Origin of the sequence: Egicoccus sp. AB-alg2, from assembly GCF_041821065.1 — a bacterium.
Classification (GTDB): domain Bacteria; phylum Actinomycetota; class Nitriliruptoria; order Nitriliruptorales; family Nitriliruptoraceae; genus Egicoccus.
This window is the reverse complement of the sequence record NZ_JBGUAX010000004.1, coordinates 79,781-103,797: the sequence shown is the minus strand read 5'-3', so window position 1 is coordinate 103,797 and position 24,017 is coordinate 79,781. Positions and strand designations below refer to the sequence as shown.

At 73.6% G+C, this 24,017-nt stretch carries 20 protein-coding genes; 16 read left to right on the top strand and 4 right to left on the bottom strand.

Going from position 1 to position 24,017, the window contains the following annotated elements:
- Positions 1 to 50: 50 nt before the first annotated feature.
- From ACERM0_RS08020 to ACERM0_RS08010, 3 genes are read left to right on the top strand one after another with little or no spacing between them, the layout of a single operon-like run.
- Positions 51 to 1,052, top strand: coding sequence for an NAD-dependent epimerase/dehydratase family protein (locus ACERM0_RS08020; protein ID WP_373678052.1), 1,002 nt, complete (start codon positions 51 to 53; stop codon positions 1,050 to 1,052).
- Complete coding sequence (locus tag ACERM0_RS08015; RefSeq protein WP_373678051.1) at positions 1,052 to 1,684, top strand: sugar transferase; 633 nt, start codon at positions 1,052 to 1,054, stop codon at positions 1,682 to 1,684. The genes ACERM0_RS08020 and ACERM0_RS08015 overlap by 1 nt, the downstream gene beginning before the upstream one ends.
- Positions 1,681 to 2,538, top strand: a complete 858-nt coding sequence (locus tag ACERM0_RS08010; RefSeq protein WP_373678050.1) for a formyltransferase family protein — start codon at positions 1,681 to 1,683, stop codon at positions 2,536 to 2,538. Before ACERM0_RS08015 ends, ACERM0_RS08010 begins: the two co-directional genes overlap by 4 nt.
- Here the strand turns inward: ACERM0_RS08010 and ACERM0_RS08005 are convergent.
- From ACERM0_RS08005 to ACERM0_RS07990, 4 genes are all read right to left on the bottom strand, one after another.
- The gene (locus ACERM0_RS08005; RefSeq protein WP_373678049.1) at positions 2,472 to 3,638 is read right to left on the bottom strand and encodes a glycosyltransferase; all 1,167 of its coding nucleotides are present in this window, start codon (positions 3,636 to 3,638) and stop codon (positions 2,472 to 2,474) included. The two genes, ACERM0_RS08010 and ACERM0_RS08005, sit on opposite strands and share 67 nt — an antisense overlap.
- The gene (locus ACERM0_RS08000) at positions 3,635 to 4,432 is read right to left on the bottom strand and encodes a metallophosphoesterase (RefSeq protein WP_373678048.1); all 798 of its coding nucleotides are present in this window, start codon (positions 4,430 to 4,432) and stop codon (positions 3,635 to 3,637) included. The genes ACERM0_RS08005 and ACERM0_RS08000 overlap by 4 nt, the downstream gene beginning before the upstream one ends.
- The gene (locus tag ACERM0_RS07995) at positions 4,429 to 5,586 is read right to left on the bottom strand and encodes an ATP-grasp domain-containing protein (protein ID WP_373678047.1); all 1,158 of its coding nucleotides are present in this window, start codon (positions 5,584 to 5,586) and stop codon (positions 4,429 to 4,431) included. The genes ACERM0_RS08000 and ACERM0_RS07995 overlap by 4 nt, the downstream gene beginning before the upstream one ends.
- An 82-nt stretch (positions 5,587 to 5,668) precedes the next feature.
- Positions 5,669 to 6,109, bottom strand: a complete 441-nt coding sequence (locus ACERM0_RS07990; RefSeq protein ID WP_373678046.1) for a helix-turn-helix domain-containing protein — start codon at positions 6,107 to 6,109, stop codon at positions 5,669 to 5,671.
- 383 nt (positions 6,110 to 6,492) lie between these two features.
- Here ACERM0_RS07990 and ACERM0_RS07985 point away from each other — a divergent pair, with 383 nt between their 5' ends.
- From ACERM0_RS07985 to ACERM0_RS07925, 13 genes are all read left to right on the top strand, one after another.
- Entirely contained in the window at positions 6,493 to 8,151 is a 1,659-nt protein-coding gene (locus ACERM0_RS07985; RefSeq protein WP_373678045.1) for a polysaccharide lyase family 1 protein, read from the top strand.
- Between the two features lie 239 nt (positions 8,152 to 8,390).
- Positions 8,391 to 10,241 (top strand): polysaccharide biosynthesis protein, encoded by a 1,851-nt coding sequence (locus ACERM0_RS07980; RefSeq protein ID WP_373678044.1) that lies wholly within the window; start codon positions 8,391 to 8,393, stop codon positions 10,239 to 10,241.
- Positions 10,238 to 11,419, top strand: coding sequence for a glycosyltransferase (locus ACERM0_RS07975; protein ID WP_373678043.1), 1,182 nt, complete (start codon positions 10,238 to 10,240; stop codon positions 11,417 to 11,419). The genes ACERM0_RS07980 and ACERM0_RS07975 overlap by 4 nt, the downstream gene beginning before the upstream one ends.
- A complete protein-coding gene (locus tag ACERM0_RS07970; protein ID WP_373678042.1) occupies positions 11,416 to 12,972 on the top strand; it encodes a lipopolysaccharide biosynthesis protein in 1,557 nt (518 codons plus the stop codon). The genes ACERM0_RS07975 and ACERM0_RS07970 overlap by 4 nt, the downstream gene beginning before the upstream one ends.
- The gene (locus ACERM0_RS07965; protein ID WP_373678041.1) at positions 12,969 to 14,126 is read left to right on the top strand and encodes a glycosyltransferase; all 1,158 of its coding nucleotides are present in this window, start codon (positions 12,969 to 12,971) and stop codon (positions 14,124 to 14,126) included. Before ACERM0_RS07970 ends, ACERM0_RS07965 begins: the two co-directional genes overlap by 4 nt.
- Positions 14,107 to 15,312 carry an O-antigen ligase family protein gene (locus ACERM0_RS07960; protein WP_373678040.1) on the top strand — a complete coding sequence of 402 codons (1,206 nt, stop codon included), beginning with the start codon at positions 14,107 to 14,109 and terminating at the stop codon, positions 15,310 to 15,312. Before ACERM0_RS07965 ends, ACERM0_RS07960 begins: the two co-directional genes overlap by 20 nt.
- 9 nt (positions 15,313 to 15,321) lie before the next feature.
- Positions 15,322 to 16,821 (top strand): hypothetical protein, encoded by a 1,500-nt coding sequence (locus tag ACERM0_RS07955; RefSeq protein WP_373678039.1) that lies wholly within the window; start codon positions 15,322 to 15,324, stop codon positions 16,819 to 16,821.
- Between the two features lie 97 nt (positions 16,822 to 16,918).
- A complete protein-coding gene (locus tag ACERM0_RS07950) occupies positions 16,919 to 18,046 on the top strand; it encodes a GNAT family N-acetyltransferase (protein WP_373678038.1) in 1,128 nt (375 codons plus the stop codon).
- Complete coding sequence (locus ACERM0_RS07945) at positions 18,043 to 18,975, top strand: hypothetical protein (protein ID WP_373678037.1); 933 nt, start codon at positions 18,043 to 18,045, stop codon at positions 18,973 to 18,975. The genes ACERM0_RS07950 and ACERM0_RS07945 overlap by 4 nt, the downstream gene beginning before the upstream one ends.
- A gap of 17 nt (positions 18,976 to 18,992) precedes the next feature.
- A complete protein-coding gene (locus ACERM0_RS07940; RefSeq protein ID WP_373678036.1) occupies positions 18,993 to 19,799 on the top strand; it encodes a GNAT family N-acetyltransferase in 807 nt (268 codons plus the stop codon).
- Entirely contained in the window at positions 19,796 to 21,874 is a 2,079-nt protein-coding gene (locus tag ACERM0_RS07935; protein WP_373678035.1) for an O-antigen ligase family protein, read from the top strand. Before ACERM0_RS07940 ends, ACERM0_RS07935 begins: the two co-directional genes overlap by 4 nt.
- The gene (locus ACERM0_RS07930) at positions 21,847 to 23,148 is read left to right on the top strand and encodes a DegT/DnrJ/EryC1/StrS family aminotransferase (protein WP_373678034.1); all 1,302 of its coding nucleotides are present in this window, start codon (positions 21,847 to 21,849) and stop codon (positions 23,146 to 23,148) included. The genes ACERM0_RS07935 and ACERM0_RS07930 overlap by 28 nt, the downstream gene beginning before the upstream one ends.
- Before the next feature lie 147 nt (positions 23,149 to 23,295).
- Complete coding sequence (locus tag ACERM0_RS07925; protein WP_373678033.1) at positions 23,296 to 24,009, top strand: response regulator transcription factor; 714 nt, start codon at positions 23,296 to 23,298, stop codon at positions 24,007 to 24,009.
- Positions 24,010 to 24,017: the final 8 nt, after the last annotated feature.

Genomic DNA, 24,017 nt, shown 5'->3' with positions numbered 1-24,017 from the left:
GCTGGGCGCCGCGGAGACGACGCCGCATCGGCCGACGAACGGGGCAGGCAATGCAGCAGACGTCAGGGATGCCGCGGCGGGTGCTCGTGACCGGCGCGGCGGGGTTCATCGGGTCACATCTCGCCGAGGCACTGGTCGCCCGCGGCGACGAGGTCGTCGGTGTCGACGCGTTCGTCCCGACCTACGCCCGTGAACGCAAACTGGCCAACCTCGCCGGCCTGCTGGACGAGCCACGCTTTCGGTTCGTGGAGCTCGACCTGCGCACCGGCGACCTCGATGCGCTGCTCGAGGGCATCGACGTGGTCGTCAACGAGGCCGCGATGGCGGGCCTGCCGACGAGCTGGATGGACGCGCCGAGCTACGTGGAATGCAACCTGATCGGCCTGGCGCGGCTGGTGAAGGCGGCGATGCGCGTCGGCGTGTCGCGCTTCGTCCAGGCGTCGACCTCGTCGGTCTACGGGGTGGAAGCCTGCGGTGACGAGACCATGCCGACCCGCCCGGTCTCGCCCTATGGCGTCTCCAAGCTCGCCGCGGAGCACCTGGTGTTGGCCTACACCGCCAACTACGACTTCCCCGCGTCCATCCTGCGCTACTTCTCGATCTACGGACCACGGCAGCGGCCGGACATGGCCTATCACCGGTTCGTCGAGCGGCTTCGGCGGGGGGTGCCGCTGGAGATGTACGGTGACGGCCGACAGTCGCGCTCGAACACCTACGTCGACGACTGCGTGCGCGGCACCCTCGCCGCGATCGACGGTGCCGAGGTCGGCGAGGTCTACAACATCGGCGGCGGCGTCTCGCTGGAGCTGCGCGAGGCGATCGACCTGCTCGGCCGGGAGCTGGCCGTGGCGCCGCGCATCGTGGAGTTGCCGGCCCGACCCGGCGACCAGCGTCGCACCTTCGCGGACACCAGCAAGGCGGCCGAGACCTTCGGGTACACGGCCACCGTCACGCCCGAGGTCGGGCTGGCCGCGCAGGTCCGCTGGCACCTCGCCGACCTGCCCGGTCCGCGCCCACCGGTGAGGGAGCGGCTCGCGCAGCAGGCCAGCTGATGCCCCGCTGGTTGGAGGTGGTCCTGGCCGTCGCACTGCTGGTGCTGCTGGCACCGGTGCTCGCGCTCGTGGCCGCGCTGATCCGGTGGTCGTCGCGCGGCCCGGTGCTGTACCGCCAGCAACGGGTGGGACGGGGCGGCACGACGTTCACCCTGCTCAAGTTCCGCACGATGCGGGTGGGCGCCGACCGCGAGGGCCAGCTCAGTGTCGGCGCGACCGACCCGCGGACCACCGCCGTCGGGCGCCGGCTGCGCCAGCACAAGCTCGACGAACTGCCACAACTGGTCAACGTCGTACGGGGCGAGATGTCCTTCGTCGGGCCGCGTCCCGAGGTACCGGAGTACGTCGACCCGACGCGCCCGGAGCAGGCCGAGGTCCTGCGCCACCGCCCGGGCCTGACCGATCCGGCGAGTCTGGCGTTCCGGTGCGAGGGCGAACTGCTGGCCGGCCACCCGGACCCGGAGCGCTACTACGTCGAGGTGGTGTTGCCGGCCAAGCTGCGGCTGTCCGCCGCGTACCTGCGCCGCCGGTCCCTGCTCGGCGACCTGCGCATCGTGTTGCAGACGGCCGGCGCCCTGCGCGGCGGTGCGGTCGCGTCACCCGCCGAGCACCTCGGATCGGAGCCCACGTGACCCGTGTCGTGGTCGTCACCAACGGCAACGCCTTCGCCAAGCTCTTCCTCGCCCCGACCCTGCGTCGGTTCGCCGACCGGGTCGCGGCCGTGTACGTCGTCACCGGCATCCGCAGCGACGCCGGACGCGTGCGCTCGATCTGGCGCTACGTCCGCCGCAGCGGGGTGCGCTACGTCGGCTACAAGGCGTTCACGTACCTGCTACCGCTGCTGGCACGAGCGTCCGGCCGCCTGCCGGAACCCTTCGTCCCGCAGCTGGCGGCTTCGCTGGGGATCCCGGTGCGCTACGTGACGACCCCGGACGCACCCGAGCTCCTCGACACGTTGCGGGCGGGACCTTCGCTGCTGGTGTCGGTGTCGTGCCCGATGCGCGTCCCGGTCGAGGTGCTGGAGGCGGCGTCCGCGGGGGCCGTCAACGTGCACTCCTCGCAACTGCCGGCGGACGCCGGCCTGGCCCCGTACGTGTGGGTGCTCGCGCAGGGCCGCCGGGCCACGGGCGTCAGCGTGCACGTCATGGAGGAGCGGTTCGACACCGGTGCGATCCTCCGCGCCCCGGTCGTACCGATCACGCCGCGGATGTCCGTCCTGGCGCTGTTCCTGCGCCAGGCGGCCGTCGGAGGTCCGGCCCTCGCCGACGTGGTCGGCCACACGCTCGCCCAGGGGCGGCTGCCCGCCGGCGCGCCGCAGGACCACCGGGCCCGCTCCTACCACGGCATGCCGACCCGGGCCGCGATGCGTGACCTGCGGGCCAACGGCCACCGGCTGGTGCGGCGCGGCGACGTGGGCGACTACCTGGGGGCGCTGCGTGCCGACGAGGCGCCGGCGGAGCCGACCGCGGCGGCCGCCTCGGCGTAGAGGGCGAGGTAGTCGTCCAGCATCCGCTCGAGCCGGTAGACGTCGAGGTAGCGCCCGCGTGCGGCAACGCCGAGTTCCGCGGCCCGCGCCGGCTGCGCCAGCAGGTCGGCCATGGTCGAGGCCAGCGCGTCGGCGTCGTCCGGCGGCACGAGCGCGCCGCAGCGCCCGTGGTCGAGTGCCTCGACGTTGCCGCCCAGCGCCGACGCGACGATGGGACGGCCCGCCGCCATCGCCTCCAACAGCGCCAGCGAGAGGCCCTCGCGGAGGCTTGGCAGTACGACCACGTCCGCCGCCTGCAGCAGTGCCGGGAGGTCGTCGCGGTGCCCGAGCCACGTGACCGCCCCGGCGAGCCCGAGGGCGGCCGCGCGGGCACGCTCGGCGTCCAGCGCCGGCCCGTCACCGGCCACCCACAGGTGGGGGCGCGCGTCCGCGGGCAGCGCGGCGCGGACGCGGGCGAGCGCGACGAGCAGGACGTCGATTCCCTTCCCCCCCGCGATGCGCCCGAAGTGCAGCAGCCGGGGTGCATCCCCGGCCACGGCGGGGGGCTGCGGTGGCGGCACCACCACGGGCAGGTCGGGGACGCCGTTGGGGATGACCCGCAGGGCGATCCGCGGCTGCACGCCGTAGTCGGCGGCCCACCTCCCGTGGTGGCCGCTGACAGCGACGACGTAGTGGCACCAGCGCGCCGCCAATCGCTCCAGGGCGAAGTAGGTCCGCTGCTTCCAGCCCGCGTCGGTCTCCGCCACCGCGAATCCATGGGCCGTGTGCACGATGACGGGCGTGCCGGCCCGGTGCGCCGCCAGGCGTCCCAGCATGCCACCGCGGGTGGTGTGGGTGTGGACGAGGTCGTAGCCGCCGCGGCGAAGGTGGCGCGTCAGGCCCGTGACGCCCCGCACGTCGGTCCAGGGGTCGGGCCGGCGGCGGACCCAGTCGCGGTCGAGCACGGCCACCCCGGCGTCGCGCAGCACCTGCTGGAACCGTGGCGAGGTCGTCAGCACCTCCACCCGGTGCCCGGCCCGCTGGCTGGCCTCGGCCACCTGGCAGATGATCTTCGAGCCGCCGCCGTAGTCGGAGTCCCCGATGACGTGCAGGATCTTCACGCGGACCTCCGGCTGGCGAGGCGTCGGCGGACCCGTCGTGCCGCGCGTCGGGCCGGTGCCGGCAGTTGCTGCGCCACCAGCGTCCGGGTGTCCGGCGGGTGGTGGAGCGCGAGCCGGCTGAGGCCCAGTTCCCGCAGCCGGGCGGCGGCGGTCTCCACGTCGTAGTCGACCGCGAGGAAGCTCAGGCTGTCGGTGTCGGACCGGAACAGGGCCAGTCGCACCTGCGGCCGGCGCTCGCGCTCGCGCGACTGGCCGACCCCGCCGGGATTGACCAGGCGGGCGCGCGGCCGCGCGAACGGCGTGCCCCGCACCTCCCACTGGCGGTGGGTGTGGCCCAGGACCAGGACGTCGGTGCCCGGCCACCGCAGGGCGGCCTGCGTCAGCAGGTCGCGCCCGCGGGCGGGATCCTCGACGTACTCCTCGGGGTCGTCGAGGGAGCCGTGCGCGATCACGAACCGTCCGACGCGGCGGTTGAGCGGCAGCTCTGCGAGGTACCGGCGCGCGTCGCGGCCCAGCCGCGGACCGGTCACGGCGGCCGCGTGACGCGCCACGGCAGGGAACCGACTGGGCGGCAGCCGTCCGGTGAACAGCAGGTCGTGGTTGCCGGCGACACAGACGGCGCCCATGTCCTGCAGGACCTCGATGCACTCGTTCGGGAAGCCGCCGTAGCCGACGAGATCGCCGGCGACCAGGACGAGGTCGGGTTGCTCAAGCTCGAGGCGCCGGCGCGCCGCGAGCAGGGCGGGCAGGTTGGCGTGGACGTCGGACAGCAGCGCGACGCGGACCGGCGTCACGACGGGCGGCCGAGCGTCGCCTTCAGGCTCCGGGAGGCGTACGGGAGCAGTCCACCGCGGACGAACGGCCACGGGTCGGTCAGCCGCAGTCCCGTCACGGCGTCGCAGCGCGCCAGCCACGACAGGTAGCGGTACAGCGGCACCCCGTCGTGATGGGCGACGAACAGGTCACGCGGCTGGCGCGACCACGTCACGCCGGTGCGGGCGACCGGGGGTGGGCCGGCATCGGCACCGTCGGTCAGGTCCGCGAACGCGAGGGCGGGGAGGTTGCAACCCGCCACGGCACCCAGCCGGTGCCAGAGGTTCGTGCGCGGGTTCACCTCCAGCAGCCACAGCCGCCCGTCGGGGTCGCGCTTGCAGTCGACCTTCACGAAGCCGCGGACGTCCAGGGCCCCGACCACCTGGCGCCCCAGCCGTCGCACGTCGGTCGCGCCGGTGGTCGTGAGCGCCGTCGAGTAGCCGAACTCGGCCGGTGCGGTGCGCAGCTTGCGGCCGGTGAACTCGCCGCGGACCCGGCCGTCGGCGTCCACGTACGCGTGGTAGCTCTCCACCTTGGTCTCGGGGCCGGGGATGAGCTGCTGCACCAGCACGCGCTCGTAGACGGGGGCGAGCCGGCGCAGCACCGCGAGACACTCCTGCGCGTTCGCGACGGCGATCGCCTTCGTGCCTCCCATCACGTCGGCGCGCTCGGCACGGCGCCACTGCAGCGGCTTCACCAGCGAGGCGCTGCCCTGGAGAGCGAACGGAACCGCGGTCGCGTCGGTGGACAGCACCCGCGTCTCGGGGACGGGCAACCCCTGTTCCTCCGCGAGCTGCTGGAACGCCCACTTGTCGAGGCAGGCATCCAGCACCTCGGGCACCGGCAGCAGGAAGCGCATCCAGGGCGCGAGTTCCTCACGATGGTCGGAGACGTACTGCAACGGCTCGTCGTCCTGCACGTACAGGACGACCGGACCCGGCATGGCTCGGGCGGCCTCGACGAGCGTGGAGACGAGGGCGGCGGCGTCGGCCGGACGCTCCACCCAGCTGATCCCGGTACGCGAGAAACGGGTGGGGTCCCGCCGGCTCCGCACCACGGTGACCGGGATTCCGGCGGCGCGGAGGGGATAGGCGACGTCGAGGTCGCCGAGGAGCAGCGCCGAGCCGGTGGGCATGTGCCATCGCCGATCGTGCCATTGGTGGATGAGCGGGGGCAGCTTGGGTCGTGCCGTGACCATCACACAGGGACAGCCGTCCTCATTCCTCGCGACCTGGCCGGGACGGTGGACGCCCGGCCGCGGCCTCGACGAAGGCGTCGACCAGTCGCAGCACGAGCTCCACGTGGGTGTCGGGCAGTTCGTCGCGGCAACGCCGCACGAGTTCCTCGCGAGCCTGGGCGACGTCGAGGTACGGCGACTCGACCGACGCGTGGCGCGCGTCGTCGGCGGAGAGTTCGAGGGAGCGCAGGATGGCGGCGAAGGTCTGCGGACGCGGCCGCCGCGTGCCCGACTCGGTGCTGCGCCAGGCTCCGACGCTGACGCCGGCGCGGGCCGCCGCCTCGCGCTGGGTGAGGCCCCGAGCGAGGCGCTGCTCGCGAATCACCCGACCGATGGAGCCGAGCCGCGACCGTCCGAGGGTGTCGGCCACGCCCTCCTCCCCGTAGAGCCCGTGGCGCGCCGCCGGCCACGGCTCGCGCACCGCGGCGCACGGTAGGACGGCGGCGTCCGGGTCCCCGAGGACAGACGTCCCGCGTGGGCGGCCGCCGGGCGCTGTCACGGCTCCGGTCGCCTCGACCTGCGCACCACTCGCACGCGAGGTCGAGTTGGTGCCCATTTGGCGGGGGACGAACGTCCCTACGGCGTGTCCCGCGGTTACGGGCGGAGGGGACGCCCGAACGTCAACCCATCGCCAAGTCGGACCCGGATCACCACTTCCTCAACGGAGCCGAGGTGCCGACACCAACGTTGGGGAACGCGGCGCACATCCTGTTCCCGACCGGAGACTCCTACGTGCTGCTGTCCAACGCTCGGGGGACGCCGCTCACACGCGCGCGCACCCTAGTCGTCCTACTGTCCTTCGCCGTGCTCGCATCGAGCCTCGTGGCCCTCGCCGGCCCAGCCGACGCCAGCGACACGCGCTTCCGGGACCTCGAGGACAACGTCCACGCGGACGCCATCGACCGACTCGCCGAAGAAGGTGTCGTCGAAGGCTGCGCGCCGCGACGCTACTGCCCCGGTGACGCCGTGACCCGTGCCCAGGCCGCCGCGCTCATCGTGCGGGCGCTCGAACTGGCACCCGAGGGCTCGGCCGACTTCCAGGACGTCGCCGCCGACCACTTCCACGCCCGGGCGATCGCCGCCGCCGCCGAGGCCGGCATCATCGAGGGCAAGGCCGACGGGAGCTTCCGACCCGGCGCCAGCGTGTCGCGCGGACAGATGGCTTCCATGCTCGTCCGTGCCTTCGACCTGCCGGCCGCCAAGGCGCCGACCTTCTACGACATCGAGGGCTCCGTCCACGAGGCCAACGTCCGGGCGCTGGCCGCCGCCCGCGTCACCGCCGGCTGCCGCCCCGGATACTTCTGCACGAACAGCGACGTGTTGCGGGGACAGATGGCTTCCTTCCTCGACCGGGCGCTGCGCCCGGGCACCGGTCCCAAGGTGCCGTCGGCACCGCCGGAGCCGGCGCCGACGGAGCCCGCGCCCGCGCCGACCGAGCCCGCGCCGGCGCCGCCGTCGAGCGGGTCCACGGATCCGGACAGCCACGCGGCACTGCTGAAGGAACTCGTCGGCTACGGCCACCGCACGACCGGCGGCCAGGGCGGCCAGACCATCTGGGTCACCAACACCAACGACAGCGGTGCCGGCTCGCTGCGGGCCGCGGCGCAGGCCAGCGGGGCCAAGTGGATCCGCTTCGACCCCAAGGTGTTCCCGCCGGGCACCGGGGCGCGCATCCGCCTGCAGAGCCCCGTCCGACCCACCGCGAACACGACCATCGACGGTCGCGGTGCGCGCCCGATCATCCAGAACCACGGCTTCTTCATCAACGCCAACAACGTGATCGCCACGAACCTGGTGTTCGACTTCGCCGCCGAGCACCGCTACTACCAGGGCAACTCCGCCTTCACGATCGGCTGGCCGAACCCGGGCACCGATCGCGTGTGGATCCACAAGAACACGTTCCTCGGCTCGGGTCCGGGCAACCTCGACGGCGCGGTGGACATCCTGCGTCAGGCCAACCGCATCACGGTGTCGTGGAACAAGTTCGTCCGGTGGGACAAGACGATCCTGCTCGCCACGGACCCGACCAACCGGTCCGAGGCGGCCGACCTCGTCTCCATCCACCACAACCACTTCGACCGCAACTCCCAGCGGCAGCCGCTGGCGCGCTTCGGCCGGTTCCACGTGTGGAACAACTGGTTCGACCGTTGGGACTGGAACGGCTCGTACGGTGAGGCGATCGTGTCCTCGTCCGGGGCGCAGGTCCTGTCCGAGCGCAACATCTTCGACCACACCAAGCCCTACCGCGCGATCTTCGCGAGCAACGAGGGCTCGGGTCGCGGGTATGCGAAGGACGTCGGCAGCTGGTTCGCCTCCGGGGTGACGGCCGACACGTCCGATGCGTCACGGGTCACGATGAACCCGTCGGCGGACCACAGCTACCGGCCCGACCCGGTCGGCACGGCCGCGGAGCGCCAGGCGCTGCGCGACCGGATCGCCGCCCAGGCCGGCTGGCAGCGCTAGCAACCCGTCCGAAACCCCACCGCAACCCCGTTCACCTCCCGGTGACCCGAGGCCCCGGCCGTCCACCCGTCGGACGGCCGGGGCCCGTTCTTCGTCCGCGCCCACGAGGGACGCCTGTCCCTTTGCCGCGTCGTTGACGCCCCAGAGTCTGGACCTCATCTCCCGGTCAAAACGCGCAAAACGGACGCGCGCCGGGATCGTCCAGCACGGGGGGAACGATGGAGCGCCGTCACGACGCCATGCGAACGTCTCGGCGGTTCATCCAGCAGTTGTTCGCGGAGCCCGGGCTGCTCGCGCTGGACCTGCTCGGCATCGCGGTCGCCTACGCCGTGGCGCTGCTGCTGCGCTTCGACGGGCAGGTCCCGCCGTCCGGCTGGCGCGGCTACGCGCTGTTCCTGCCCGTCGCGCTGCTCCTCCACGCCTGGGCGAACGCTCGGCGGCGCCTCTACGGGCAGGTGTGGAGCCAGGCCGGTGCGCACGACGCCCGCGTCGTGGTGTCGGCCGTGCTGGACGCTGGCGCGGTCCTCTTCGTCATCGGCCTGTTGCACCCGGGCTCCGAGCAACTGCCGCGCAGCGTGCCGCTGCTCGGCGCCGTCCTGACGCTGCTGGTGTTCGGCGCCACGCGCTTCCGCCGGCGCCTCTTCGGGCGCGCCCGCCCCGGTGCCGCGGCCGCTGAACCCACGCGCGTCGTGCTCGTCGGCGCCATCGAGCCGGCCCGCACCCTGATCCAGGCCATGCAGAACGAACCGGAACGGGGGCTGGTCCCCGTGGCCGTGCTGACGCCGCAACCCCGCCACTGGGGGCGCTGGATCGCCGGCGTCCCGGTCGAGGGCCCGCTCGCCATGCTGCCGACCGCGGCCCGCACGCACGACGCCGAGCAGGCCCTGCTGGCGTTCGAACGCTTCGACGGGGCCGAGGTGCGGCGGGCCGTCGACCGTGCGCGCGAGGCCGGCCTGACGGTCCGCGTCTTCCCCACGGTCCACGAGGTGCTCGGGGCCGCGCCGTCCCTGCGCGACATCCGCGACATCTCCATCGACGACCTGCTCGGACGGCCCCAGGTCGAGATCGACATGGCCGCCATCGGTCGGCTCCTGCGCGGTCGCCGTGTGCTCATCACCGGCGCCGGCGGCTCCATCGGCTCGGAGATCACCGCCCAGGTCGCGAGTTTCGAACCTGGCCGCCTGGTCCTGCTCGATCACGACGAGACGCACCTGCACGACGTCGTCGTCGGACTCGACCGAACCGCCGTGCCCGTCCTGGGCGACATCCGCGACGACGCCTTCGTGCAGGAACTGTTCGCCACCGAGCGACCAGAGGTCGTCTTCCACGCCGCGGCGCACAAACACGTGCCCATCCTCGAGGCGTTCCCCTCGGAAGCCGTCCACACCAACGTGCTCGGGACCGACAACCTGCTGCGCGCCGCGGCGACCTACGACGTCCAACGGTTCGTGACCATCTCGACCGACAAGGCGGTCAACCCCTCCAGCGTCATGGGGGCCAGCAAGCGCCTCAGCGAACAGCTGATGTTGCACCGACGCCCGCCAGGGGCCGCGTACTGCGCCGTCCGGTTCGGCAACGTCCTGGGCAGCCGCGGCAGCGTGGTGCCGACGTTCGTGCGCCAGATCGAGGACGGCGGACCGGTCACCGTGACCCATCCCGACATGACGCGCTTCTTCATGAGCGCCCGCGAGGCCGTGCAGCTGGTACTGCAGGCGGCCGTGCTCGCGGGCGGCGGCGAGATCTACGTGCTCGACATGGGCGAGCCGGTGAGGATCGTGGATCTCGCCCGCCGCCTCATCCTGCTCGCCGGCGCGACGCCGGGCCGCGAGATCGACATCGAGTACGTCGGCGTCCGGCCCGGGGAGAAGCTGGCCGAGGAACTGGTCGCTGGTGGTGAGGACCAGCGGCCGACCGCCCACCCCCAGATCGACGAGGTGCACACACCGCTGCTGGCGCCGCGGGACCTGGCCGCGGGTCTCGACCGGCTCCGGCGGCTGGCCGACGCCCACGAGCAGACCGCCTGTGCCGAGGCCCTGCACGCCCTGGTCGCCGGTGCTCCGGCCCGTTCCGCGCAGGAGCTGCGCGCGTGACCGGCGTCGTCTCCCGAACGGGCGAGTCCGCCTCGTCGGTGCCTGCTGTCGCCGGTTCGGGGCTGCGGCTGGTGTTCCTCGCGAACAGCGTGGCGCGTGGCGGCGCGGAGACGCAGCTGGTCCGTGCGGCGGTCGGCCTCGCCGAGCGCGGTCATCGCGTGACGGTGGCGCGGATGCTCGACTGGCCGGGTCACGAGGACGACCTCGCTGCGGCCGGGATCCCGCTCGTGGAGCTGCCGGCCCGCCGGCCCGTCCGGGCCGCCAGCGCGCTCACCGCCGGCGCGCTGCTGCTGCGTCGGCTGCGTCCCCATGCCGTCGTGAGCTTCGACTACCAGGCCAACCTGCTCGGCCGCCTCGCGGGGCGCGCCGCAGGCGTGCCGGCCGTCGTCTCCTCCATCCGCGCCGACCGCTTCGGGGGTGCCCCGCGCGAGTGGTGGATCCGGCGCACCGACGGCCTGGCCGCGGTGACGACGACGAATGCCGCGCGTGTGGCGCGTCGACTCGTCGAGCGCGGCCTCGTGCATCCGGATCGGCTGGTCGTGATCCCGAACGCCGTCGACGACGTGGCACCGGTCGATGCGGACACCCGTGCCCGGGTGCGGGGCGAACTGGCGATCGCCCCCGACGAGTTCGTCTTCCTCGCGCTGGGGCACATCGCGCCGCGCAAGGACCACGCCACCATGCTGCGGGCCGCTGCCCGGGCACGGCGCGCCGGGTCGGCGTTCCGGCTCCTGATCGCGGGCGACGGTGACACCTCGCCACTGGCAGATCTGGCCGGTGCCCTGGGCATCACGGCCGACGTGCACCTGCTCGGGTGGCGCGACGACGTCGCCGACCTGCTGGCCGCCAGCGACGCCCTGGTGTCGTCGTCGGCGTGGGAGGGCACCCCCAACGCCGCCATCGAGGCCCTGATGCGCGAGGTGCCGGTGGTGGCCACCCGCGCCGGCGGCACCGAGGAGGTGGTCGAGGACGAGGTGAGCGGCTTCCTCGTCGACGTCGGTGACTGGCGCGCACTCGCCGACCGGCTCGCCCGGACGTGCGCACTCCCGGCGGCGACGCGGGCGGCGATGGGCGCCCACGGCCAGGCGCACGTGCGCGCCCGCCATGACCGCGAACGGGTCCTCGACCAGTGGGAGGCCCTCCTGCAGCGGGTCACGGTCGACGCGGTGCGCGGATGAGCGACGAACAGCCGCTGGCGCGCCGTGCCGTGGGAGGACTCGCCTACCTCTTCCTCGGGCAGGGCGGGCAGATGCTCGTCCAACTCATCACGCTGCCGATTCTCGCCCGGCTTATCGCTCCGGAGTCGTTCGGCCTCGTGGCCGCCACGTTCGTGGTCGTCAACATGGCCTTCCTGCTGTCGACGGCCGGGCTGTCCACGGCGCTGATCAAGCTCGAGACCATGCGCCCCGAGCATCTGCGGGTCGCGCTCACCATGCAGGTCGGCGCGGCCGTCGTGGTCTTCGGTGGCGTGGCCCTGGCCGCCGGGCGCATCGGCGACGCCCTGCGACTCGACGGCCTGGCGCCGGTGCTGCAGGTGATGGCCCTGGCCTACTTCGTGCGCACGCTCAGCCTCGGCGACGTCGTGCTCAGCCGGCAGCTGCGCTTCCGCCCGCTCGCCGTGATCCAGCTGGTGGGCTACGTCGTCGGCTACGGCGTCGTCACCGTCGGCCTGGCCGCCGCCGGCTGGGGCGTGTGGGCCCTGACGGGCGGGCACCTGGTGGCGTCCGTGGCGCAGATCGTGCTGCTCTGGCTGGTGGCGCCGCACCCCTTCCTGCCGTTGCTGCGCCGGGGCCCCGCGCGGGACCTGCTCGGGACGGGCCTGGGCTACACCATCTCGCACGCCGGCTACATCGTGGCCCACGAGGCCGACAACCTCGTCGTCGGGCGTTGGCTCGGCGCCCACGCACTGGGCCTCTACGAACGGGCCTACCGGCTGATGCGCATGCCGGCCTCGGTGTTCGGACACATCCTCGGCGAGGTGCTCTACCCCTCCATGGCGGCGGTGCAGGACGAACGCCACCGCGTCCGCAACATGTTCTGCGTCAGCACGGCGTCGCTGGCGGCGCTCACGGTCCCGACGACCGTCGCCGTGTGGCTGCTGACGCACGAGATCGTGCTGCTGCTGCTCGGACCGCAGTGGCTGCCGATGCGGACGGCGCTGAACATCATCGTCTTCGGCATGTACCTGAAGGCGTCGGAGGCCGTCACCGACAGCGTCATCGTGGCCACCGGGGCGGTCTACCGGTTGGCGCGCCTGCGGTGGTTGTACGCCGCGGCCGTCGTCACCGGAGCGGTCGTCGGCCAGCGTTGGGGACTCCCCGGCGTCGCGACCGGCGCGCTGGCCGCCATGGCCCTCAACACGACCGTGTTGACGCGCCTGAGCCTGCAGCGCATCGACCTGTCCTGGTCGGCATGGGCCACCCTCCACGCCCCCGCGGCCGTGCTCACGGTGGCCGTCGGCGCGTTCGTCTGGCCAACGTCGCAGGGGCTGCGCGGGCTCGGCCTGCCGCCGGCACTGGTACTGGCCGGATCGCTGCTGGCCGCCGCCGTCGCGATCCTCCTCGCCACCCGCCTGTCACCGAGGTGGCGGGTGACGACGGCCCTGAGCGACCTGGTCGGCCAACTCGCCGCGCTCGTCACGGCACCCCGCAGTCGGCGGGTGGTCGTCGCCCTCCTGGGCACCGCCCACGTCCGCGCCGCGCGACCCGACGCCGAGGAGGTCCCCCTGTGACCGCCGTCAGCTGGAGCTACGCCAGCCGTGCACGCACCCATCACCGGCCCCTGGCGCTGTTCCTCCCCGACCTGTCCGGCGGCGGGGGCGAGCGCATCACCCTCACGCTCGGGCATGCGCTCAGTCGCCTCGGGCTGGACGTCGACCTCGTGGTCGGCAGCGAGCGCGGACCGCTGGCCGCCGAGGTCCCACCCGACGTGAACCTGGTCGACCTCGACCAGCGACGTCTGCGCGGCGCGCTGCCGACCCTGGTGCGCTACCTGCGCGTGCGCCGACCCGGCTGGATCATGCCGACCATCGACCACGCCAACGTCGTCGGGGCGCTCGCCGCCCGGGCCGCACGGTCGGACACGCGCGTGGTCCTGCGCCCGTCGACGACGATGTCGCTGCGGCTGCCGCTGGGGCCGAGTCCAGCCGCCCACGTCGCGGACGCGCTGTCACGGCACTGCTACCGGACCGCCGACGCCGTCGTGGCGTGCTCGCGTGGCATGGCCGACGACCTCGCGAGCTACTGCGAGATCGACCGTGGCCGCATCGACGTCATCCCGAACGCGACGCTGGGCCCGGACGTGACGTTGCGGGCGCGCCTGCCGCTGGATCACCCGTGGTTCCAGGACGGAGCGCCGCCCGTGGTCCTGGGCGCCGGCCGGCTCGCACCACCGAAGGACTTCGGGACGTTGCTGGAGGCCTTCGCGCAGGTGCGTCGCCAGCGACCGGTCCGCCTCGTCGTGCTCGGCGAGGGCCCGGAACGCGAAGGGCTCCTGACGCGCGCGGCGGAGCTCGGCGTCGCCGACGACGTCGCCATGCCCGGCTTCGACCCCAACCCGTACCGCTACATGGCGCGGGCCGGTGTGTTCGTCCTGTCCTCCCGGCGGGAGGGGCTGCCGGGCGCGCTCATCGAGGCGATGGCGTGCGGCACGCGGGTGGTCGCCACCGACTGTCCGAGCGGCGCCGCCGAGGTGCTCGACGACGGTCGGCACGGACGGCTGGTCCCGGTGGGCGACGCCACCTCGATGGCCAGCGCCATCGCGGCCGCACTCGACGATCCGGACCGGCCTCCGCCGGCCGCCGTCGAGCGCTACCGGGCCATGGACGTGGCCCGCGCGTACCTCCGAGTCCTCGAAAGGGTGGTCGATGCACCGGTCGCTGCGTAGGACGACGTTCTGGCTGCTCGTCGCCACGGTCTTCACGCTGCCGTGGCAGGGCAGCATCCTGCTGCCGGCCATCGGAACGGCGCCGAGGTTGCTCGGCCTGCTGGCCGGCGCCACCGCCGCCGTGACGCTGTTCCTCCACGGCTGGCACCGCCGCATCCTGGACGTGCACGTGCTCGCCGGCGCGTTGGCGGGGTGGGCGATCCTGTCGCTGCTGTGGACGCTCGACGCGGAGCGGACCCGGACCTACGTCGTGACGTTCGTGCAGTTGGTCCTGCTGCTGCTGCTCGTGTGGGAGTTCGCCGACATCCCGGGCGACACGGTCCGGCTGTTGCGGGCCTGGGTGCTGGGCTGTGCCGTCGGCGCGGTCGGCGTGCTGCTGACGTTGGGCGAGACGGCCACGGACCGGCACAGCGCCTTCGGCTTCAACGAGAACGACCTCGGGAGTCTGCTGGCCCTGGGCGTGCCGGTGGCGTGGTACCTCGCCAGGCGGGCCGGGCCGGGCCGGGAGCGCTGGCTGTCCGCGGCGTACCTGCCGCTCGGTGCCCTGGGTGCTCTGCTCACGGGGAGCCGCGGCGCACTGGTCGTCCTCGCGGTCGGGCTGGCCATCGTGCCGCTGACCGTCCAGCGTCGTACCGCCGCGCACCTGCTCGTCGCGATCGCCGGGCTGCTGGCCGCCGGCGCGGTGGTGATCGCGGCCGTCCCGCCGGAGACCGAAGCGCGACTGTTCACGGTCGCCGACGAACTGCGCGAGGGCGACCTCAGCCACCGGCTGCCGCTGTGGCAGGCGGCGGTCGGGTCCATCGGCACCCACCCCGTCGGCGGCATCGGCGCCGGTACCGGCGACCTGGAGATCGCCAACCGGACCGGCATCCCGCAACGGGCGCACAACACGTTCCTGTCGGTCGGCATGGAACTGGGCGTCGTCGGCCTCGCGCTGCTCCTGCTGGTGATCGTCGTCACCGTGCTGCGCACCACCTCGATGCCCCGTCTCGACCGCGTCTTCGCCCGCGTACTGATCGCCGCACTCCTGGTGGCGATGGTGCCCCTGCACTGGGAGCTGCAGAAGGCCGTGTACGCGCTGCTCGCCATCGTGCTGTGCCTGGCGGCCGAGAACCGCCCGGTGTCGCCCGACCCGTCCGCTCGTCGCTCGCCGCTCGTGCTCGAGGGGCCCGCCACCACCCGTTAGGAGGCCACCATGTCCGAGACCGTCCTTCCTCCGTCCTCGCGCCCCCACGAGGGGCACGTCGGGCTCAGTCGGGTGCTGCGCGCCCACCTGCGCCTGGTGGTCACCCTGGCGCTGCTGGGTGCGCTGGTCGGTGCCGCTCTGGCGGTCGTGTTACCCACCGACTACCGCGCGGAGAGCACGCTGTACCTGGCGGACACCCGTACGGCCGGCCTGTTCGCATCGGGCCGACCCGAGCCGGGCTTCCCGGGCTCCGTCGCGGCCGTCACCGACCGGGCCCGCTCGGCGTCCCTGTCGGCCGAGGTCGCCGAGCAGCTCGGCGTGAGCCCGGACACGGTGCAGCGCCGGGTCACCGTCATGGGCGCCGTCGACGACGGCGGTCTGGCGGTGTCGGCGACGGCGCCGACCGCCGAGGAGGCGAACCGGACACTCGACACGTTCGTGGCCACCCTGGAGTCGTCGCTGGCCCGTGACGGGCTCGCCTGGGCCGAGCGTGCGGCCGCGGAGCTGGCGCCGTTCCAGGCGACACTCGAGGAGCGGCTCGCCGAGGTCGACGAGGCGCTCGCGGTCACCAGCGCGGCCGAGGAAGCCGCCCTGACGGCCGAGCGGACCGCCGTCTTCGAGAGCCTGCTCGCCGTGCAACTGCGCGCCCGTGAGGTGGCGACCGACGCCGAGTTGCTCGGGTCCGGGATGATCCGCGCCGCGGACCTCGACGCGGAGGCGACTCCCACCCGGCCCGGGCTGCCGGTGCTGGCCGCCGCCGGCCTGCTGCTGGGGCTGCTCGTCGGGGTGGCCATCGCCTGGCGACGCATGGAGCAGTCGCCGACGGTCCAGGACGCCCGCGACCCGGCCACGGTCCTGGCCGCGCCGCACGTCGGCACGCTGGCACCCCGACGCGGCCAGCTGAGCGGCCGTCGCCGGTTCACCGGCTCACGGCGGGGACGCGGGCTGCGGTTGGCACGGGTCTGGCGACAGCTGCAGCTGCTCGAGCCCGTCGGGACACCGACGCTGTACGTGCGCGGGGTCGGGCCCCACGACGACGCCGAGGGCGTGGCGATCGCCGTGGCCAAGGCCGCGGCCCGCGGTGGCCGCCGCGTCCTGGTGTGCGGGGTCGACAACAAGCGCTCGCGCGACCGTGACCGCCGCACGACGTTCGACGAGAGCGGCGCGGCGCAGGCGTTCGTCGTGGGCACCGGGTTCGTCCGGGTCGTGCCATCCGCGCAGCCGCCGGCTTCCAGCACCGCCGACCTCGTCGTCGTGCGCGAGCCGGCCGTGCTGGTCGACCAGGGCCCCAGCCTCCGTCCCGCCGGCGAGCCACCCCACCCGGTGCTGCTGGCGGTGCACCGGGACCGCTCGCTCGACGACGTGGCCGAGGCCGCCGAGCTGCTGCACCTGGCCGACGACCTCCCGCTGGGCTACGTCTACGTCGACGCGCCGGCGACGCCGTCATGGCGCCGGTCGCGTCCGGCGCCGTCGACGCCCAGCCAGTCGGCGGCCCGGGAGGCCGGCTGACATGGCGGTCGGCGCCGAGGTGCTCCGGCGGCGGCGTGCCCCTCGCGGGCGCGCCGTCACCGGCCGGTCCCGGGAACCGCACCGCCAAGCCATCGTCGTGCGTCGCCACGACGACGCGGCGTCGTTCGCGGACGAGTGGGCCGAGCTGTGCCGGCAGCTGCACCGGCCGCCGCAGGACTGGCCCACGTGGCAGGCCTGTCACGCCCGCGCGTTCGGCACCGGCCGCCCGGGCTACCTGACCGCGCGCCGGGCGGGGCGCCTCGTCGGCGTGCTGCCCTTCGAACGGCGCCGCGGCGTCGTCGGGATCCCGGCGCTCCGTCCCCATCATCCCGCCGGCCAGCCGGTGGTCGAGGACGACGACGTGTTGGCGGCCCTGGTGCGCCGGCTCGTCGACGACCGGCCCCGCGAGGTCGTCTGGCGCGAGTGGTGCCCCGAGGACTGGCCCGTCGCGCTGGTGCGGCGGGAACTGGCAAAGGCTCTGCCGCGACAGCGGCTCGCCGCGCCGGTGCTTGCTCCGTACGTGGATCTGACGCGGTCGTGGGAAGAAGTCGAGGCCGGTCTCAGCAGCAGCTTCCGCAAGGATGCGCGGCGGCGGCGTCGCCGGGCCGAGGAACGCTGGCGGGTTCGACACGAGGTCTTCCGCGAGGCGGTGGTGCCTGCGGACCTTCTCGAGCGGTGCTTCGCCATCGAAGCGTCCGGCTGGAAGGGCGCCCAGGGCACGGCGATCGCGTGCCTTCCACATCTGCGCACCTTCTACACCGACGTCGCACGCTGGGCGGCAGCGCAGGGGTGGCTGCGGCTCGACCTGCTGTGGTTCGGCGACCGCCTGGTCGCGTTCCAGTTCAACCTCCAGAAGGATGGCGTCGTCCGTTCGCTGAAGATCGGCTACGACGACGACTTCGCGGCATTCGCTCCGGGCAATCTGCTCGACGTCGCGGTCATGCGCGATCTGGTCGGCGAACCGGTCTTCCGCCGCGCCGAGTTCGGGGCCGGCGAGACACGGGCGAAGTTGCTGTGGGCGGACGGCAGCCACGAACTGCACGAGTTCCACGCCGCCCGAACGGGCATGTCGGCCGCGCTGACCGAACGGGCCGAGCGCGCTCGCCACGGGCTGCGGCGGCAGGCGGCGCAGCGCCTGTCGCCCGCCGCCGTCGCGGGACTGCGCACCGTGCGAGGACGCACGCAGCAGGCGCTGGCCGGGCTACGCGCGAGGAGGGGCGCATGAGCCTCCAGGCGAGCCTTCGGCGGGTCATGCCCGCCCCCGTGCGCCGGCAGCTGCAGACGCGCATCCCGCCGGCAGTGCGCCTGCGTCTGAGCCCGACACCGGCGTGGCGCATCGGCGTCGGGGTCGCGCCGTCCCCGCTGGCGCTGGACGCCGCGGCCCTCCGGCCCGTCTTCGACGAGGACACGCTGGCACGCGCCGGGCTCGGCCTGGTCGCCGACCCCTTCGCGATCCGACAGCACGGGATCTGGTTCCTCTTCTTCGAGGCGGTGGCGACCGGGCAGCGGCGCGGCTTCGTCGGCCTGGCCACGAGCGCCGATGCCCGCCGCTGGACCTACGAGGGCCCGGTGCTGGAGGAGCCCTTCCACCTGTCGTACCCGGCGGTGTTCGCGGCGGACGACGAGGTGTTCATGATCCCGGAGTCCTCCTTCGACGGGACGCTCCGGCTCTACCGCGCCCGTGCTTTCCCCACCGTCTGGGAGCTCGATCGAATCCTGCTGCGGGGCGCGGCGTACAAGGACGCCTCGCCGTTCCAGCACCAGGGGCACTGGTACCTGCTGGTCGAGACGAGCCGCGACCACACCAACGACGAACTGCGGCTGCTTCACGCACCCCACCCACGCGGGCCGTGGACGGAGCACCCCGCCAGCCCGGTCGTCACCGGCGACGCCGGCCTCGCCCGCCCGGCCGGGCGACCGGTTCCCGTCGGCGATCGCCTGGTGCGGTTCGCGCAGGACTGCCGCCGCGGCTACGGCCGGGCGGTGCTGGGCATCCACATCGAGGCACTGACGCCGTCGACGTACGCGGAGACGCCGTTGCCCGCCCCGCTGCTGACCCCCGCCGGGCCGCTCTGGTCGGCCGGTGGCATGCACCACCTCGACGTGCACGACACCCCCGATGGGTGGGTGTGCTTCGTCGACGGCCGGCCATGAGTTCCGGAGGAGTCCCCGTGTTCGACTACGTCGCCAACGAGTTCAACCCCGAGCCTCGTCTCGTGGTGGAACCGCCCGCGGGCCGGCGCGACGGTCGCACGCGCTACCTGCGGTTCTCCGAGGCCATCGTCGTCGACCTGCCGTCGACGCAGGAGGAACTGCGCGCGCGCCAACCCGGCCGCTACTGGGCCGAGCTGCGCCGGCGTGAACGCCGCTTCGCCGAACAGTTCGGCCCCCTCGTCCACCGTCAGGCCGTCAACGCCGAGGACGTGCGCGCCTCGATGCCGGCGGTGCAACAGCTGTACCGCGAGCGCTGGCAGGGCGAGTACACGTCGCTGCGCTGGAAGCACGACGACGGCTTCGCCCCCTACGTGGACGCGATGGCCGCGCTCGCCGGACAGGGGCGCGGCCGGCTGCAGCTGCTGGAGGGCGACGGCCGGTTGCTGGCCTTCGGCTACTGCCTGCTCGAGCACCCGTGGGCCTACCTCTACCAGCACGCCGCGACGCCCGACGAGCGCTACCGCCGCTACGGCGTCGGCAAGCTGCTGGTCGCCCGGCTGCTGCAGGACCTGGTCGAGGAAGGGTTCACCCACCTCGACTTCATGCTCGGCGACGCCGCCTACAAGCGAGAGTGGGAGTCCTGGCGCCGCGAGATCCATCTACGGGTCCACGAGCCCGACACGCTGGCGGGTCGGGTCCGCCTGCCCGTGCGCAGCTGGCTGCACCGCACGCGTCTGCGGGTCCAGTTCGAGAGCCCGCGGCTGCGGGCGGTGCTGAAGCGGTCCCTGGCGGTCCTCGACGACGCGCCGAGGACACGGCCATGAGCGTGCGCCGGCGGCTGCTCGTCACGACGGCGATGATCCTGGCCGTCGTGGTCGTGGTGGTCGCGTGGCCCGCCGGCCCCGACCGCGACGTCGACGCGCCGACCCCCGCGCCGACGGCACCGCCGCCGGACGAGTCGGACGAGCCGGACGAGGCCACCACCGGGCTCGGCCGACCCCAGGGCTTCGCCCGCGCGACGGGCGGGGAGGGCGGCCCCGTCCGCTGGGTCGAGCACCTGGACGACGGCGGCCCGGGGAGCCTGCGCGCCGCCGTGGAGGAGCCCGGGCCGGCCCACGTCAGGTTCCGTCCCGGGCTCACGGGGCTCCTCACGCTCGAGGCCCCGCTGCTGGTCGCTTCCGACCTCACCATCGACGGTCGCGGTGCCGACGTCACCATCGACAACTACGGCCTCGTGGTCGACGGCGCCACCAACGTCGTCATCGCCTACCTGCAGTTCGACTTCGCCGCGCACTGGGACGCCTACGACGGCAACGCCGCCATCCGTGTCGGTGACGGATCACGGGACGTCTGGATCACGCACTGCACGTTCGTCGGTGCCGGGCCGGGCCGCTACCACATGGCGCTGCTGTTCATCGACGGTGCGCAGCGCATCACCGCGTCGTGGAACCGGTTCGAGGAGTGGGACCGCACCATCATGACGGCGCAGAGCGCCACGGACCCGGAACTGGCCGCCGACCTCGTCACGTTGCACCACAACCTGTTCCTGCGCACCCACCAGCGCAACCCACTGGCCCGCTTCGCGCGCGTCCACACCTACAACAACTGGCTCTACGAGTTCGGGTGGCCGGGCACGGGCGTCGGGATGGTCAGCGACGCCGATGCCCAACTGCGCTCCGAGGGAGACCTGTTCGAGAGCACTCAGGGGCGTGTCGCCATCAAGTCCGGTGACTGGGGCTCGGTGGCGCCACCCGGGCTCGTGAACCACGAGGGGTCCGTGTTCGTCGGTATCGACCCCAGCCTGGTCGAGCAGCACCGGCCGGCGGACGTGTTCGACCCCGGCGACTTCTACGGCTACCGGGTCGATCCGCCCGACGACGCACTCCGCGAGATCCTGCTCGAACGGGCCGGGTGGCAACCGACGGAAGTGGACACTGCCGACGACGACACGGGCGTCGAAGGGCTGCTCGCCCCGCTGGCCTGGGCCGCACTGCTGGGGGGCACCTTCGGGCTCAGTCGCCGGCTCAGCAGCCAGCGACCCGCGCTCGTGCCGGCGACCGTGGTGACGGTCGGCGCGGTGACGTTCGTCGCCGGCGTGGCGCGCGGTGACCTCTACGATCGACTGCACGGGCCGCTCGGGTACGCGAACGCCACCGCGGCGCTCTTCGTCGTGGCCGTAGCGGCGGCCCTGCTGTGGCGTGAACGTGTGGGCGGTCGCCGTCAGCGCGGGCTGCTGTTGGCCGTGGGCGGCCTGTTCGCCACCGTCCCCGTGGGCGCCAACAGCCGCACCGGGACCGCCGCGACGCTGCTGGTCCTGGCCGCAGCGGTGCCGGCCTGCCGGAGGATGGACCGCCGCGTCGCAGGCCGGGTCGTGGCGGCGGCCCTGCTGGTGGTGACGGCCGCCATCGCCGTGACGCTGCGCGCCGGCGGCGCCATCCGCTCGGCGCTGGGGCTCGAGGCCGCGACGCTCGGGCCCAGCATCACCGAACGGGTGCGTCTCTGGCGCGAGGCGATCGACCTCGTCCGGGAGGCGCCGTGGACGGGGATCGGCTACGGCCGTTTCGGTGCCGCCGGCAACCCGGCGGTCTTCGACTGGGAGCGCTACGCCCACAACGAGTACCTGCATCTCGCCGCGGAACTGGGCCTTCCCGTCCTGGCGCTCGTCCTGGTGCTGCTCACGGCGCTGTACCGGGACCTGCTGCGCGCCCCCGACCCGTCGGCGCTGCTCGGCGTCGCCCTGCTCACGGCGCTGTGCGTGCACGCCGCCGTGGACTACATCGCCCACTTCCCCCTCGTGGCGCTGACTGCCGCCGCGAGCCTGGGAGCCGTGGGCCTCAGCTCCGTCCCTCCCGAACCGGAGAGGAGTGCCGCATGCGCACCGTCGACGACCGCACGATGACCGGCCCGTCGGGCACCGCCGGCTGGCGGGTGCCCTTCCACGTGGCCCAGATCGACGACGAGGCGGTGGACGCCGTCGTCCGGGTGCTCCGCAGCGGCTGGCTGACGACCGGGCAGCAGTGCCGGGACTTCGAGGCCGCCTTCGCCTCGGTGTTGGGTCCGGACGTCCACGCCGTGGCGGTCAATTCGGCGACGGCCGCCCTGCACCTCGGGCTCGAGGCGCTGGGCGTGGACGCCGGCAGCCGGGTGATCACGACCCCCTACACGTTCGCGGCCACGGCCGAGGTCGTCCGCCACCTCGGTGCGGAACCGGTCTTCGCCGACGTCGACCCCGTTACCGGCAACCTGACGCCGCAGACGGTCATGGCCGCCTACCAGCGGCTCTCCCCAACCGAACGCCGCCAGGTGCGCGCGCTCGTCCCGGTCCACTTCGCCGGCCTGCCGTGCGACATGACGGGGCTGGCGCGGCTCGCCGGCGAGCACGGCTGGGGCCTGCTCGACGACGCCGCCCATGCGCTGCCGGCCAGCCACCGCGGCCAGGCCATCGGCACGCTCGGTGACGTCACGGCCTTCAGCTTCTACGTGACCAAGCCGCTGTGCACGGGCGAGGGCGGCATGGCCGTGACCCGGGACCCGGACCTCGCCCGGCGTATGCGGACGATGCGACTGCACGGCATCGACCGGGACGTCTTCGACCGCTACCACCGGGCCGACGCCTGGTACTACGAGGTCGTCGCTGCGGGCTTCAAGTACAACCTCACCGACGTGGCCGCGGCGCTGGGGCTGGTGCAGCTCCGGCGCCTGCGTGCCGACCATGCGGCCCGCCGGGCCATCGCGGCCGCGTACCGCGACGCCCTCGGCGACGTCGAGGGGCTGCGCCTGCCGCCGGAGGCCCACGTCGCCGACGAGCACGCCTGGCACCTGTTCGCCCTCCGCGTCACCGACGGTCCGGCCGTGCGCTCCGCCTTCGTCCGGCACCTGGCCGCCACGGGTGTCGGCGCGAGCGTCCACTTCATCCCGCTCCACCTGCAGCCCTACTACCGCGACCGCTACCACCTGCGACCCGACGACTTCCCGGCGGCGACAGGGCTCTACCACGAGGAAGTCAGCCTGCCGATCTGGCCCGGGATGACGACCGAGCACGTCCGATGGGTGGTCGAGGCGGTCCCGGCCGCCCTCGCCGCCGCGCGCGAGGAGACCGCCCCCTCCAGACCGAAGCCCACGAGAAGTGGTGAGAGGCCACGAGTACCGACCCCGGCTCGCAACGCTTCGTGATCGCGCGACTCCACTGCGTCAAACATCCACGAATACCCAACAACAGGCCCGTGTTTTCCACATACTTCTCCACGTACCCGCTGGATGCCGGGGCAGCGTGACAGGGAGCAGGCACCAGGCAACGGGGAGCGATAGACGGGGGACGCCGTGCTCGAAGCCATCGAACCAAGAGCCGAAGTGCTCATCGTCGGTGACCGCCAGAACCAGCCGACGCTCCGGGCCCGGCTGGCGGACCGATTCGCCGCCGAGGGCCTCGACCTGCTGTCCGTGGCGGGGCCCGAGACGGCCCTGCGACGGGTCGCCGTCCACGACCCCGACGTCGTGATCGTGCGGGTCAGCCGCGAGGGCGCGGCCACCCAGGCCCTGCGCCAGCTGCGCCAGCACACCTCTGCGCCGATCCTCGCGTTGCTCGGTCCGGACGCGCGCGAGGACGAACGCATCCTCGTGCTCGACCTGGGCGCCGACGACGTGCTGGTGGAGCCGGTGTCCGCGCTGGAGATCGCCGCGCACAGCCGGGCGCTGTTGCGACGCGGCCGGATCCTGCCGGCGCCGACGACCTACCGCTACGGGCCACTGGAGATCGACGTCGCCGCGCGCGAGGCACTGCTGCACGACGAGCGGATCGTGCTGACCCACCAGGAGTTCAACCTGCTGGTGTTCTTCGCCTCGCACCCGCGGCAGGCCTTCACCCGCCGCGAGCTGCTCGAACAGGCCTGGGAGGCCACCCGGGAGCACAACCGCGGGACGGTCACCGAGCACGTCCGGCGCCTGCGGCGAAAGTTCGACCTCGCCGGTGAGGACGGTGCACGCTGGATCGCGACCGTCCACGGCGTCGGCTACCGCTTCGACCCGCCGCGCTGAGACCACGC